General features: G+C 72.0%; 10 protein-coding genes. 5 read left to right on the top strand and 5 right to left on the bottom strand.

Annotation, left to right across the window (positions count from 1 at the left end; genetic code table 11):
* Window positions 1-11 precede the first annotated feature (11 nt).
* Window positions 12-797 (bottom strand): dienelactone hydrolase family protein, encoded by a 786-nt coding sequence (locus ACIPEP_RS03155; protein WP_402716478.1) that lies wholly within the window; start codon window positions 795-797, stop codon window positions 12-14.
* A 27-nt stretch (window positions 798-824) separates the two neighbouring features.
* Entirely contained in the window at window positions 825-2,249 is a 1,425-nt protein-coding gene (locus tag ACIPEP_RS03150) for a glucose-6-phosphate dehydrogenase (RefSeq protein ID WP_402716477.1), read from the bottom strand.
* An 82-nt stretch (window positions 2,250-2,331) separates the two neighbouring features.
* Between ACIPEP_RS03150 and ACIPEP_RS03145 the strand changes: the two genes are divergently transcribed.
* From ACIPEP_RS03145 to ACIPEP_RS03135, 3 genes are all read left to right on the top strand, one after another.
* The gene (locus ACIPEP_RS03145) at window positions 2,332-3,501 is read left to right on the top strand and encodes a Gfo/Idh/MocA family protein (protein ID WP_071302785.1); all 1,170 of its coding nucleotides are present in this window, start codon (window positions 2,332-2,334) and stop codon (window positions 3,499-3,501) included.
* Window positions 3,498-4,421, top strand: a complete 924-nt coding sequence (locus tag ACIPEP_RS03140) for a sugar phosphate isomerase/epimerase family protein (protein WP_402716476.1) — start codon at window positions 3,498-3,500, stop codon at window positions 4,419-4,421. Before ACIPEP_RS03145 ends, ACIPEP_RS03140 begins: the two co-directional genes overlap by 4 nt.
* 94 nt (window positions 4,422-4,515) lie before the next feature.
* The gene (locus tag ACIPEP_RS03135) at window positions 4,516-6,870 is read left to right on the top strand and encodes a bifunctional metallophosphatase/5'-nucleotidase (RefSeq protein ID WP_402716475.1); all 2,355 of its coding nucleotides are present in this window, start codon (window positions 4,516-4,518) and stop codon (window positions 6,868-6,870) included.
* A 306-nt stretch (window positions 6,871-7,176) separates the two neighbouring features.
* Here ACIPEP_RS03135 and efeB read toward each other — a convergent pair whose 3' ends face one another.
* From efeB to efeU, 3 genes are read right to left on the bottom strand one after another with little or no spacing between them, the layout of a single operon-like run.
* Window positions 7,177-8,502, bottom strand: coding sequence for an iron uptake transporter deferrochelatase/peroxidase subunit (efeB, locus tag ACIPEP_RS03130; RefSeq protein WP_070418156.1), 1,326 nt, complete (start codon window positions 8,500-8,502; stop codon window positions 7,177-7,179).
* Window positions 8,499-9,722 carry an iron uptake system protein EfeO gene (gene efeO / locus ACIPEP_RS03125; RefSeq protein WP_402716474.1) on the bottom strand — a complete coding sequence of 408 codons (1,224 nt, stop codon included), beginning with the start codon at window positions 9,720-9,722 and terminating at the stop codon, window positions 8,499-8,501. The genes efeB and efeO overlap by 4 nt, the downstream gene beginning before the upstream one ends.
* Window positions 9,709-11,295 (bottom strand): iron uptake transporter permease EfeU, encoded by a 1,587-nt coding sequence (gene efeU, locus ACIPEP_RS03120; RefSeq protein ID WP_402716473.1) that lies wholly within the window; start codon window positions 11,293-11,295, stop codon window positions 9,709-9,711. Before efeU ends, efeO begins: the two co-directional genes overlap by 14 nt.
* 69 nt (window positions 11,296-11,364) lie before the next feature.
* On the opposite strand from efeU, the gene ACIPEP_RS03115 reads away from it, so the two are divergent.
* Both ACIPEP_RS03115 and ACIPEP_RS03110 read left to right on the top strand, forming a co-directional pair.
* Window positions 11,365-12,150 (top strand): trimeric intracellular cation channel family protein, encoded by a 786-nt coding sequence (locus tag ACIPEP_RS03115; protein WP_402716472.1) that lies wholly within the window; start codon window positions 11,365-11,367, stop codon window positions 12,148-12,150.
* A gap of 284 nt (window positions 12,151-12,434) precedes the next feature.
* Complete coding sequence (locus ACIPEP_RS03110; RefSeq protein WP_402716471.1) at window positions 12,435-13,064, top strand: TetR/AcrR family transcriptional regulator; 630 nt, start codon at window positions 12,435-12,437, stop codon at window positions 13,062-13,064.
* The last annotated feature ends 28 nt before the right edge of the window (window positions 13,065-13,092 follow it).

The following is a 13,092-nucleotide window of genomic DNA, read 5'->3' as shown; positions in this document are numbered from 1 at the left end:
CGTGTCGGCCCTCAGAGCGCGGCGAGCTCCTCGTCGAAGACCTCGGCGAGGAACACCTCGAGTGCCCGCCACGACCGACGGTCCGCACGCGCCTGGTACTGCGCACCGTGGTCCGGTGCGTCCGTCCCGGGCACTGCGAAGGCGTGCATCGCACCGGCGTAGCTCACGAGCTGCCAGTCGACCTCGGGCGCGGCCCGCATCTCGTCCTCCCACGCGACGACGGTCTCGTCGGGCACGACCGGGTCCGATGCGCCGGTGAGCACCAGCAGCTTCGCGCGGATCGCGGACGCGTCAGAGGGGTCGTGCGTGAGCAGCCCGCCGTGGAACGAGACCGCGCCGACGAGGTCGGCCCCGGTGCGCGCGAGTTCGAGCGCGGCGGATCCGCCGAAGCAGTAGCCCATCACGACGACCCGGGCGGGGTCGACGTCGGGGTCCTCGAGCAGGCGGTCGAGGCCGGCGCGGACGCGGGCCCGCATGAGCGCCAGGTCCTGGTAGAACGACCCGGCGACCTGGGCGGCGGTGTCGTCGCCCGGCCGGACGCCCTCGCCGTAGACGTCGGCGCCGAAGGCCACGTACCCGAGGCGGGCGAGCATCGTGACGCGCGCCTCGACGTGCTCGTTGACACCGTGCCAGTCGTGGACGACGAGCACGGCCGGGCGACGACCGGCGATCGCCGCGTCCTTCGCCAGCACGCCCAGCAGCGGGGTGCCCTCGTGGTCGTAGCGGACGGGATCGACGCGCACGTCGGCTCCGGCGGGTTCGGGAACGGTCTGCAGGACGTCGTCGATCGTGGTCACGCGTCGGAACCTACGCCGCGCGGTCCGTCAGCAGTCGATGTTGTCCCAGGAACCGGGTCCCTCGGAACCTGCCGGGTACTCGTCGAGCGGGGCCTTCCCGCTGCGCCAGGCCTGCAGGAACGGCTCGACGACCTTCCAGCCCTGCACGGCGCTGTCCCCGCGGACGGACAGGGTGGCGTCGCCCTCGAGCACCCCGGCGAGCACCTCGCCGTAGGCACTGAGGCGTCCGGGGTTGAACGTCACGTCGAGGCTCGTGTGGTCGATCGTGTACGGGTCGCCGGCGCCGTTGACGTTGAGCTCGAGCTGCATCTCGTCCGGTGCGATCCAGATCCGGAGCCGGTCGGGCAGTTCCGCACCGTGCAGGCCGACCGGCACGTGCGGCGAGTCCTTGAAGGTGATCACGATCTCGCGGCGCTGCTCGGCGAGGGCCTTGCCGGACCGCAGCGTGAAGGGCACCCCGGCCCAGCGCCAGTTCGCGATCTCGAGGGTGAGCTGCGCGAGCGTCTCGGTCCCGAGGGACGGGTCCACGCCCTCCTCGTCGGCGTACGACGGCAGCGAGCGGTCGCCGATCGTGCCCGCGGTGTACCGGGCGCGCTTGCCCGCCGCGACGATGTCGCCACCCCACGGCCGGACGGCGCGGAGCACGAGCTCCTTCTGGGTGCGCAGGTCGTCCGCGTCGATCGACGCCGGCGCTTCCATCGCGACCACGGCCATCACCTGGAGCAGGTGGCTCTGGATCATGTCGACGAGCGCGCCCGCCTTGTCGTAGTAGCGCGCACGCGCCTCGAGTCCGAGCGTCTCGTCGTAGACGATGTCGACGCGGGCGACGTGCGCGGACGACAGCAGCGGCTCGATGATGCGGTTCGCGAAGCGGAGGCCGAGCAGGTTCAGCACGGTGGACCGGCCGAGGAAGTGGTCGACCCGGTGGATGCGCTCCTCGGGGAGGAACGAGTGCAGCACATCGTTGAGGTGCTCGGCACTCTCGGCGTCGGTGCCGAACGGCTTCTCCAGCGCCAGGCGCGTCCCGGACGGCAGGTCCAGGTCCTTGAGCACCTCGCAGCTCTTCTCGGTGACGGCGGGCGGCAGGGCGAAGTAGATCGCGGGGTCGTACCGGCAGTCGCCGAGCAGGGTCCGGAGGTCATCGGCGTCGGTGACGTCGGCCTTGCGGTAGGTCGAGGCGTCGATGACGCCCAGGAGCCGCTCGCTGAGGCGCTCACCGCCGTCGGCAGCCCCCTCGTCCTCCTCGTTCTTCGACGCCTGCGCGTTCTCGAAGGACTCGCGGACCTGCGCCTTCCAGTCGGCGTCCGAGATGTCCTCCACGCCGGCTCCGACGAGCTGGACGTCCCAGTCGTCCTTCACCTCGAGGAGGGTGGCCAGGCCCGGCAGCAGGAGCCGCTTGGACAGGTCGCCGCTGGCACCGAGGATGAGCAGGGAGGTCTGGAGGCTCGACATGCCCCAGAACGTACTCATGCGTTCCGGCGTGTGGCCGGGAGACGTCGGTACGGTGGGGTCCAGTCCGGCGCGAGGGAGCACCATGAGCAGTGGGTACGGAGGGCGACGCCTGCGCGTCGCCGTGGTCGGGACCGGCATGATCGCCGGCGTGCACGCGCGGGCCGCCCGCGCGGCCGGCGCCGAGGTCCTCGGGGTGCTCGGCCGGAGTCCGTCCCGTTCCGAGCAGGTCGCCGCCCAGCTCGACCTCCCCCGCGGGTACGCCTCGCTCGACGAAGTGATCGCGGACGCTCCCGACGTCGTGCACGTCTGCACGCCGAACGACCAGCACCACCCGCAGGCCCTCGCGGTCATCCGCGCCGGGATCAACGTCGTGTGCGAGAAGCCGCTCGCCATCGACGCCACCGAGGCCGACGAACTGGTCGAGGCCGCACGGCTGGCCGGCGTCGTGGCCACCGTGCCGTTCGTGTACCGGTACCACCCGATCATCCGGGAGATCCGCGGACGCATCGCCGACGGCGACCTGGGGCGCGTGCTCGCCGTCCACGGCCACTACCTGCAGGACTGGATGCTCGACGAGGACGCCTCGTCGTGGCGGGTCGACGCGGGCTCCGGCGGCCTCTCGCGGGCGTTCGCCGACATCGGCTCGCACTGGTGCGACCTGGTCGAGTTCGTCACGGGCGAGCGCTTCGCCTCGGTCTCGGCCGCGACCGACATCGTCTACCCGACGCGTCCGGCGGCGTCCGGCCCGTCGTTCTCCGGCTCCCCCGACCCCGACCCGGTGGCCGACGCCTCGCAGCGCGCCGAGGTCACCACCGAGGACACCGCGGTCGCGACCTTCCGGACCGGCACCGGTCGCATCGGCAACGTGGTCATCTCGCAGGTGGCCTCCGGGCGGAAGAACCGGCTGTGGTTCGAGGTCGACGGCACCCGCGGGTCCGCCGCCTTCGACCAGGAGCAGCCCGAGTCGGCGTGGTTCGGGAACGAACGCGGCGCGCAGATCGTCGTCCGCGACCCGTCGCTCGGCGTGCCGGACCAGCGGCGCCTGGCCGTGGTGCCGTCGGGGCACCCGCAGGGCTACCTCGACGCGTTCGCCGCGTTCGTCGCCGACACCTACGAAGCGGTCCGGAGCGGCCCCGACCCGGACGGGTGGCCCGAGGGTCTGCCGACGTTCGCGGACGGCGCCCGGTCGGCCCACATCATCGACGCCGTGGTCGGCAGCGCAGCCGACGGCACGTGGGGGGAGATCCGGTGAAGCTCGGGATGCTGACGGCCTGCCTGCCCGGGTGGTCGCTCGACCGCATCGCCGCGTTCGCCCAGCAGCAGGGGTACGAGCGCCTCGAGGTCGGCGTCTGGCCCGGCACCGGCGGGCGTGACTTCGAGGCGGCGCACCTGCCCGTGGCCACCTTCACGGACGACGACGCCCAGGCCACGCGGGAGCTGCTGGACCGCACCGGGCTCGAGATCTCGGCCTTCGCCTACTACGAGAACAACCTGCACCAGGACCTCGACCGCCGGGCCGAGATCAAGGAGCACCTGTTCCACGCGATCGACGCCGCCCAGGTGCTCGGGGTGCCGTACGTCGGCACGTTCATCGGCCGCGACAACAGCAGGTCGGTGCGCGAGAACATGCGCCTGGGTGACCAGGTGCTGCCGGAGCTCGTCGACCACGCCGGCGAACGCGGCGTGCGGTTGATCATCGAGAACTGCGTGATGGAGGGCTGGCACCCGGACGGGTACCCGGGCAACCTCGCGTACTCCCCCGAGCTCTGGGACTGGGTCACCGGGCTCGGCTTCGGCCTGAACTGGGACCCCTCGCACCTGACCTGGATCGGCATCGACCCGGTCGAGACGATCCTGCCGTTCGCCGAGCACATCGTGCACGCGCAGGCGAAGGACGTCGAGCTCTTCCCGCGCAAGCGCGACGAGTACGGGTTCTTCGGCAAGGTCGACAAGGGCGACGACCCGTGGGACATGGGCTGGTGGCGCTTCCGGGTCCCCGGTCGCGGGGTCGTGGACTGGCCGCACGTGGTCGACCGGCTGTACGAGGCCGGCTTCGACGGCACCCTGAGCGTCGAGCACGAGGACCCGCTGTGGGGCGGGTCCGACGAGAAGGTCCTCGAAGGGCTCCGGATCGCCCACCGCACGCTACGGCCCCTCATCGCCGTCGAGTGAGGCGTGCGTGCCCGTGTTGCGTGTGTGAACAACACGTGACGTGTTGCGGCACACCCTGGCGCGTCGGCTGTACGACTTCATAGGTTCTTGGGCGATGAACGCTCACACCTCCCCGCGCCGACGACGGCGCCTCGTCGGCGGCGCAGCACTCGCCACCGCCGGCGTGCTCGTCGCCCTGTCCGTCCCGTCCGCTGCCATCGCCGCCGACGGGGACACCACGATCGACCTCTACGACGTCAACGACTTCCACGGCCGCATCGCACAGTCGATCTCGCAGACCGACGGCAAGCCGACCCCGCGCGACGGCGACGCCGCCGGTGCCGCGACCCTGGCGGGTGCGCTCGAGCAGCTCCGCGGGCCGGACCCGACGACGTCCGCGTTCGTCAGCTCCGGCGACAACATCGGCGGATCGACGTTCGAGTCCTTCATCCAGGACGACCAGCCGACGATCGACGTCCTGAACCAGATGGACCTCTCCGTCAGCGCGATCGGGAACCACGAGCTCGACAAGGGCCAGGACGACCTGCGCGACCGCGTCATCGGACCCCAGGGCGACCGGAACGCGCAGTGGGACTACGTCTCGGCGAACATCCTCGACACCGCGACGGGTGAGCCCGCGTTCGACCCGTACGCGATCGAGGAGATCAGCGGCAAGCGCGTCGGGTTCATCGGCGCCACTGTCGACCTCGTCGGACAGGGCCTCGTGAGCCCGGCCGGCATCGAGGGCCTCGAGATGGGCGACATCACGACCGAGGTGAACAAGGTCGCAGCGGACCTCACCGACGGCGTCGAGGGCAACGGCGAGGCCGACGTCCTCGTCCTGCTCGTGCACGACGGTGCCGAGTCCGCTGCTGCGACGGACCTCGACGGCGACTCCGACTTCGCCCGTGCCGTCCGCGACGTGGACCCCCGTGTCTCGGCGATCCTCTCCGCGCACACCCACCAGACGTACGTGCACCAGGCGCAGATCGGCGACGGTCCGGCCACCCGCCCGGTGATCCAGACCGGCTCGTACGGCTTCAACCTCGGACACGTGCAGCTCACCGTCGCGGCGGACGGCACCGTCACGTCGACCGTCGCGGAGAACATCCGGCTCGTCGACGGGACCTTCACGCCCGACGCCGACGTGCAGGCCACCGTCGACGACGCGGTGGCCGAGGCCGAGGTCCTCGGTGCGTTCGAGCTCGGCACGGTCGACCGCGACCTGGGCCGCGCGAAGCAGCGCAACGGTTCCGAGAACCGCGGCGGCGAGTCCACGCTGGGGAACTTCGTCGCCGAGGTGCAGCGCGCCGCGACGACCCGCCAGGGCTCGCAGATCGCGTTCATGAACCCCGGCGGGCTCCGGGCCGACATCGCGTCGGGCACGGTCACCTACAAGGAGGCCGCGGTCGTCCAGCCCTTCGCCAACACGCTCGTCGTCCTCGACCTGACCGGCGCGCAGATCCGGCAGGCGCTCGAACAGCAGTGGCAGCCCTCCGGGTCGAGCCGGCCGTTCCTCAAGCTCGGCGCCTCGGACGGCTTCGGGTACACCTACGACCCGGGTGCTCCGGCCGGCTCGCGCATCACCACGATGACCCTCGACGGAACGGCGATCGACGCGGACACGACCTACAAGGTCACCGTCAACTCGTTCCTCGCGGGCGGCGGCGACAACTTCGCCGCGTTCAAGCAGGCGGCGGCGAAGCAGGACAGCGGCAAGGTCGACCTCGAGGCACAGGTCGAGTACTTCCGCGCGGACCCCACGGTGACGGTCGCCCACGACCAGCGCTCCACCGGCATCCGCACGACGGCGACCCCGGACGGCGGCTTCCAGCCCGGTGACCGGGTCACCATCGAGCTCTCCTCGCTGACGTTCAGCAACGAACCCGACCAGGGCGGCACGGTCACGGTCAGCGCCGGTGGGAAGGAACTCGACCGCGCGACGATCGACACGACGATCGTCGACACGACGGACGAGCAGGGACAGGCGACGCTGTCGTTCCTCGTCCCCGGCGCGACCACGGACCCCGCGACCGCACTCGGCCGGGCAGCCGGTACGACGACCCTCGCGGCAGCCGTGGCCCCGGCCGCCACGACCGACGAGCCCCTCGTCGTCACGCTGCCGAGCGGGCAGACGATCACGCTCGCGGTGACGATCCCCGTCGCCGCGGCCGTGGACCCGACCGATCCGACCGACCCCGCTGACCCCACGGACCCGACCGACCCGGGCACGCCTGGTACCCCGGGTGCCGGCGGCGGTGACGACGGTGCGGTCGGTGTCGACACCGACGGTGACGGCGTCGTCGACGGCACGGTGCCGGCGAACGCCGGCGGAGCGCTCGCGTACACCGGTGCCGACATCGCGGCCCCGGCCATCGCAGCCGGCCTCCTGCTCCTCGCGGGCCTCGTGGCGCTGGTGCTCGCGCGTCGGAAGCGCGCCGAGCGCGAGGCGACGGACCTGACGGACTGACGCCGCGCCTCCAGGCAGGAGAAACGGGCCGTCCCACCCAGGTGGGACGGCCCGTTCTCGTGGGTCCAGGAGGCGCGGTGCCGGTCCGCAGCGTCGGCGCCCGTCCGCGGGTGGCCCGCGACGCTTGTCCCATCACGGTACTTCCCTGCTGTACCGGCGATCGGCGGGGTACGCTCAGCCCTGTCGCATCGCGACGCGTCGCGCTGGGTCGCCTCTCATCCCGGACGGTGGTTCCGCCCGGGGGACTCCGCGACGCGGGTGCTCTCCGTCTCCAGGGAAACGACGGAGGGCACCCATCTCACTTCCTCAGCGGAAGAGCTGCTCGCCGATGTACGAGCCCTTGCGCGGAGCCGGCGGGACGGCGAACACGCCGCTCCCGATGTGCGAGACGTACTCGTTGAGCCGGTCGGAGGCGCCGAGCTTCCGCTGGAGCGTCGTGAAGTGCTCCGGGTCGTTCATGTACGCCGCGAAGAGCAGCCCCGCGTCGAGCTGACCGTACTGGTTGAGCCCGTCGGTGTAGTTGTACGGGCGCCGCAGGATCTTCACACCACCGTTCGCCTCGTGGGCCGCGAGCGCGATGTGCGACGTCGGGTCGATCTTCGTCGTGCCGTCCGACGCCGTCGCGTGGAAGTCGGGCGTGGTGTGCTCCGAGCCGCCGGAGAGCGGTGCGCCCTCGATCTTCGTGCGGCCGAACACCCGCTGCTGGTCGCTGACGACGTCCGCGTCCCAGATCTCGATGTTCATCCGGATCTTCCGCACCACCTGGTACGTGCCGCCGCGCATCCAGCCGGCCCCGGACCCCGGTTCGTCGACCCAGACGAAGCGGTCGTAGTCCTCGTCGGTGGTGATGTTCCGGGTGCCGTCCTTGAACCCCATGAGGTTGCGGGGCGTGGACTGGTCGGGCCCGGCCGAGGCGCGACCGAAGCCGAGCACCGTCCACCGCACGGTCGCGGTGCCGCGGGCCATCCGGGCGAGGTCGCGGACCGCATGGTACGCCACCTGCGGGTCGTCCGCGCACGCTTGCAGCGACAGGTCGCCGCCGGTGAGGGCACGGTCGAGGTTGTCGCTCGGCAGCGTCGGGATCGCGGCGAGGTGCGCAGGCTTCTTCGACGCGAGGCCGAAGCGTTCGTCGAAGAGCCCCGGGCCGAGGCCGACGGTGACCGTCAGGGACGCGGGACCGAGGTCGAGCGCCTCCCCCGTGTCCGCACCGACGCCGTCGCCGTGGGCGGGTTCGACGCTGCCGACGGTCTTCCCGGCCTGCAGCTGCGCGATCGACGCCGACCAGCGGGCGAGGAGCACCTGCAGGTCGGTCCGGACCGTCGAGGACATGTCGAACGTCATGAACACGCAGTACCGCTGCGGAGCGGTCTGCACCCCGCCCTGCGGCTGCCGGGCGGCGGTCGCGTAGAACGGGTGGCTCCGCGAGAGGTCGATCGACTCGTCGCCGTTCGTCGCCGCGGTGAACGGGTTCACCCCGGTCGCTGCCGTGGCACCGGCGACCCCGGCGGCGGCGCCGAGGCCGGCTCCGGCCGCAGCGACACCGGCGGTCACGCCGGCGCCGAGGAGCCCGCGGCGGGAGAGGGGCGCGGGGCCCGTCCCGTCGCGGGCCGGCTCGTCGTGCGGGGTCGTCACGCGGTGGCGACCTTCTCGGCGAGGCGGGACAGCGGGTCCTGCAGCGCCTGGACCTGCTGCGAGATCGTGTTCGCGTCCGAGGCCTTGGTCGCGGCGTCCCACGTGTCGAAGCCGCCGAGGTCGTCGGCGTTGCGGTAGCCGTCCATGAGCGTGTTCGTGCGGTCGAACTGCGTCGCGATCTGCTTCGTCAGCGTCGGGTCGAGCTTCGTCAGGCCCGGCTTGAGGTACGCGAAGGCCTGGCGGGCGCCCTCCACGTTCGCGGCGAGGTCGACGAGGTCGATGTGGCTGTACGCCTCCTCCTCGCCGGTGATCTTGTTCGATTGGACCTCCTCGAGCAGGCCGGCGGCACCGTTGGCGAGGTCCTCGGGCTTGTAGTCGAGGGTCGGCACGAGCTTCGCGAGCAGCTGCACGTTCTCGGTCAGGTCGGCGGCGGTCTGCTTGGTCGACGCGGTGATCGCCCCTGCCTCGAACAGGTCCTTCTCGACCGCGTGGAACCCGCTCCAGCCGACGGCCGGGTCGAGGTTCGAGGCGCGCATGTCGATGAGGTAGTCGAGGTTGCCGGCGTTGTCGGTGGCCTTGAAGCCCTTCTTCACGAAGCCGTCGACGTCGCTCTCGACGTGCTCGTAGAACGGGCGGGCGTTCGCGTAGTCGGTCTTCGCGGCGGCGAGGTCACCCGCGTCGACGTCCTTCTGCAGCTGCTCGACCGCGGCGACCATGTCGGTGACCTGGCCGTCGACGTACTCGGCGTAGCCCTTCGTGCCCTCGTCGAGGAGGGTCGCGGCGCTGCTGTTCGCCGTCGAGGTCACCTTGCCGGTGACGGTGAAGTCGGTGAGTTCCTGGTCGGCCCCGGGGCAGTACACCTGGTACTTGCCGCCGGTGAGCGTGGCGGTGAACGTGACGGCGGCGAGCCCGGGCGCGAGGTTCTCCTTCTCGCCGAGGATGCGCTGGTCCTGCAGCAGTTCGACCTCGGTGATCGCGGTCGACGACTCGTTCTTCACCGTGAACGTGACCGGACCGGCGGGGACCTTCGTGGTCGACACGGCGCACTTGTCGGAGCCGTCGTTCGTCAGCGTGACCGAGACGCGGGAGACCTTGCCGGAGTTGCTCGCGGTGTCACCCGCCGACGTGGACGAGTCCGCGCAGCCGGTCAGGGCGAGGGCGGTGACGACGCCGAGGGCGCCGAGGGTGGTCAGGGGGCGGGCAGTCCTACCGAACGGCATACTCAGGGCTCCTCGTGGGGTCGTCCGCGGGTGGGCCGCGTGACGGGTCGGTTTCGGGGGTGGTGGTCGTGGGCTCCGGCCGCCGACGGCGGTCGCGGAGGGCGAGCAACGCCTGGGCAGCGGCGGCGATGCCCAGGGCGATCGGCAGCCAGGCCTTCCAGAGCAGCAGCTCGGCGGAGCGGGTGTCCGCGGCCGCCACCGCGGTGGCGGCCTGCTGGACGCGGGCGTCCGGCACGGACCAGACGGTGCGGTCCAGGGTCGTGGTCCGAGCGGACGGGAGGCCCCCACCGCTCAGCGTGAGCACGGTGCGTTCCGCGCGGCTCGCGTCCAGGACCCCACCCCGGACGGTCCAGAGGCTGACGGTGTCGCGGACGGCCCAGCGCGCCGAGAACGGCCCGGGGTTCGTGCTCGGTGAGATGCCGACGGGGACGCGGCCGAACAGGTCGACGAGGTCGTCGAGCGTCAGGCTCGACGGCCGCTGCGCGGCCGACCCGTCCTCGGTCCGCCGCCAGCGGTCGGCGGTCACGCCCGCGCGGGTGACGCTCCGGTGGGTCGACGCCGGGAAGGCGAACCGCGCCTCCTGGCCCGTGCCGCTGGTGCGCATGCTCGCGGCTGTCCCGTCGACGGACGCGGTGACGGAGCCGCCGCCGGTCACGGCGGTCGTGGACGGGAGGTCGACGCCTCCGGTCGGGACCGCGATCGCCAGGGTCGCAGCGGCGACGGCGAGGACACCGGCGATGCCGAGCCGCACGGCGGGGACCCGTTCGCGCGACGGGCGCCAGGCACGCGGCCAGAGGGAGATCGCGAGCACGGGGACGACGTAGAGCACCCAGCCGAGCACCTCGATGACCCGGGGGTCCGGCGGGATGCCGAGGACGCCGGTGACGAGGGCGCCCTGCACGGAGCCGTTCGGCGCGAGCCAGCTGAGGTCGACCGTGCGCTGCTGCCCGATCACGATCCACCCGGCCTCGTGCGCGCGGCGGAGCACGGTCAGCACGAGGCCGCCGGCGACGAACACGAGGAAGATCCCCGTGCCGGTGAAGAACTTCGACAGGTTCAGCCGGACGCCGCCGGTGTAGATGCCGTACCCGACGACCACGGCGCCCGCGATGCCGATGACCGCACCGAGCGCCGCGAGCCCGGTGTCCGACGACGCCTGGAACGTGGCGAGCAGGAAGACCGCGGTCTCGAAGCCCTCCTTGAGGACGGCGAGGAAGGCCATGCCGGCGAGTGCCCAGGCGGTGCCGCGGCCGAGGGCTGCGGTCGCGCTCGCCTCGAGCTCGGTCGTGAGCGTCCGCGCGTGGGTGCGCATCCAGACGATCATGCCCGTCACGAAGACGACGGCGACGATGCCGATGACCGCCTCCATGCCCTCCTGCTGGGCCTGCGGGAGCGCCTGCTCGACGACCTGCAGGCCGAAGCCCACGGCGATGCTGAGCACCACGGCGACCCCGACGCCGAACCACATGGGGGCGAGGGGGACGCGGTTGCGACGGAGGAACGCGGCGATGATGCCGACGATGAGCGTCGCTTCGAGGCCTTCACGGAGGCCGATGACGAGGGTGGCGAGCATGGCAAAGGTGAGGCTAACCTAACCAGCGCGCGACCCGCCACCTCCCGCCGGTGATGTTTGATGGTTCTCATGAACCTGCTGTCCGCCGATGGCCTGGCGTCGGTCACGAACGTGCTCGACCTGGCCGGGGTGTTCGCGTCGGCGCTGCTCGGCGGATCGCTCGCACGGACGATGGACTTCGACCTCTTCGGGTTCCTCGTCGTCGGGTTCGTGTCCGGCCTCGGCGGCGGCATGCTCCGCGACACCCTGTTGCAGAACGGGCCGCCCGTCGCGCTCGTCGACCCGCTGTACGTGCCGGTCGCGATCGCCGGTGCGCTCATCGCCTTCTTCGTGTCGTTCTCCGAGCTGACCTGGGACCGGCTGTTCACCGTGCTCGACGCCGCGGTGATCGGCTTCTGGTCGGTGGTCGGGGTGCAGCGGACGTTCGACGCCGGGCTCGACTGGCCGGCCGCGATCATCATGGGCACGATCACGGCGGTCGGCGGTGGTGCGATGCGGGACCTGCTGCTCCGCCGGGTCCCCGCGGTGTTCGGCGGCAACGCGCTCTACGCCACGGTCGCCGTCGCCGCGTCCGCCGTGATGGTCGTCGCGTCGCACCTCGGGTCGCCCTCGATCGGCATCGTCGCCGCGATCGTGCTCTCCCTCGGGCTGCGGTGGGGCGCGGTCCGGCGCGGCTGGGGGCTGCCGAACGGTCGTGAGTGGCAGCCGAAGTCCACGCTCGGATCCCTGCTCCAGCGCGGCCGGAAGCTCCGACCGGACGCGATCCGGTTGCTGCGACGGCCGGGGCGACGGTCCGGCGCGGGAAGCGTGCACCACGAGAACGAGTCGGGGCCCGCGGACGCGTCGGACGGCTGAATCCGCGAAGGGGCTGTCATCTGTCGGTGCTCGGTCGTACAATCAGTACCGCCGGGTATCGACCCGGCATCCATGGTCCGCTGGTGCACCGACGCGACCCGAACGCGCCGGTTCCGTACGGACCTGTGGTTGGGGGCTTCGCTGATGCCGCGCGGGATCAGACGCGCGGCGCGGCAGGTCTCCCGACGCACCCTGCCTCCAGCACAATGGTCGTGACCCACCACCACGCCAGCCCGACGAAGCCGGACCCGACGGATCACGGCGGGCCCGTCGAATCAGGAACCATGAGCGACGACGCCTCCGACCCCAGCCCCTCCGTCACCGGCTCGCCCACGCCCCGGACCCCGCGGGCCGAGGTGCGGGAACGACTCCTCACCGCCGGGGCCGAGGTCTTCGCCGAGCAGGGCGTGCACGAGGCTCGGCTCGACGAGGTCGCCGCCCGCGCCGGGTTCAGCAAGGGTGCCGTCTACTCGAACTTCTCGTCGAAGGAAGACCTCGTCGCGCAGGTCATGCAGCGCGCGACGAACCTGGTGCTCGGGTCGCTGCGGGAACTCGTCCGCGCCGACATCGCCGCGGTGGACATCGGCGACGTCGTCCGGGCAGCGTTCGGGCGGCACGACCAGAGCGGCCAGTTCGCCCTGCTGTCGGAGTTCCGGGGGTACGCCACGCGCCACCCCGAGTTCCTGCCCGAGTTCGTGCGGCAGCGGCGGGAGCTGCAGGACGGCGTCTTCGAGCTCGTGGAGCTGTGGTTCGGGGCGCACCCGGAGATCGATGCGGGGATGTCGCTCGAGGACTTCTCCCGCGTGCTCATCGGGGCGAACGTGGGGATCGTGTTCGACGCGGCGGCGCTGCCCGGGGTGAACCCGGGCGAGGTCGTCGCCGCCCTCGTCGAGGCGGTCATCCGCCGGCGCTGACGCCGCGCCGTGCCGCGGCGGGTGACGC

The sequence above is a fragment of the Curtobacterium sp. NPDC087082 genome, assembly GCF_044745045.1.
In the GTDB taxonomy this organism is placed as follows: domain Bacteria; phylum Actinomycetota; class Actinomycetes; order Actinomycetales; family Microbacteriaceae; genus Curtobacterium.
This window is presented reverse-complemented; position numbering and strand designations above follow the sequence as displayed.

Coding starts and splice junctions, on each gene's coding strand:
- ACIPEP_RS03150 (WP_402716477.1), bottom strand. CDS start 2,249: ATGTCGAGCCTCCAGACCTCCCTGCTCATCCTCGGTGCCAGCGGCGAC.
- ACIPEP_RS03145 (WP_071302785.1), top strand. CDS start 2,332: ATGAGCAGTGGGTACGGAGGGCGACGCCTGCGCGTCGCCGTGGTCGGG.
- ACIPEP_RS03135 (WP_402716475.1), top strand. CDS start 4,516: ATGAACGCTCACACCTCCCCGCGCCGACGACGGCGCCTCGTCGGCGGC.
- efeO (WP_402716474.1), bottom strand. CDS start 9,722: ATGCCGTTCGGTAGGACTGCCCGCCCCCTGACCACCCTCGGCGCCCTC.
- efeU (WP_402716473.1), bottom strand. CDS start 11,295: ATGCTCGCCACCCTCGTCATCGGCCTCCGTGAAGGCCTCGAAGCGACG.
- ACIPEP_RS03115 (WP_402716472.1), top strand. CDS start 11,365: ATGAACCTGCTGTCCGCCGATGGCCTGGCGTCGGTCACGAACGTGCTC.
- ACIPEP_RS03110 (WP_402716471.1), top strand. CDS start 12,435: ATGAGCGACGACGCCTCCGACCCCAGCCCCTCCGTCACCGGCTCGCCC.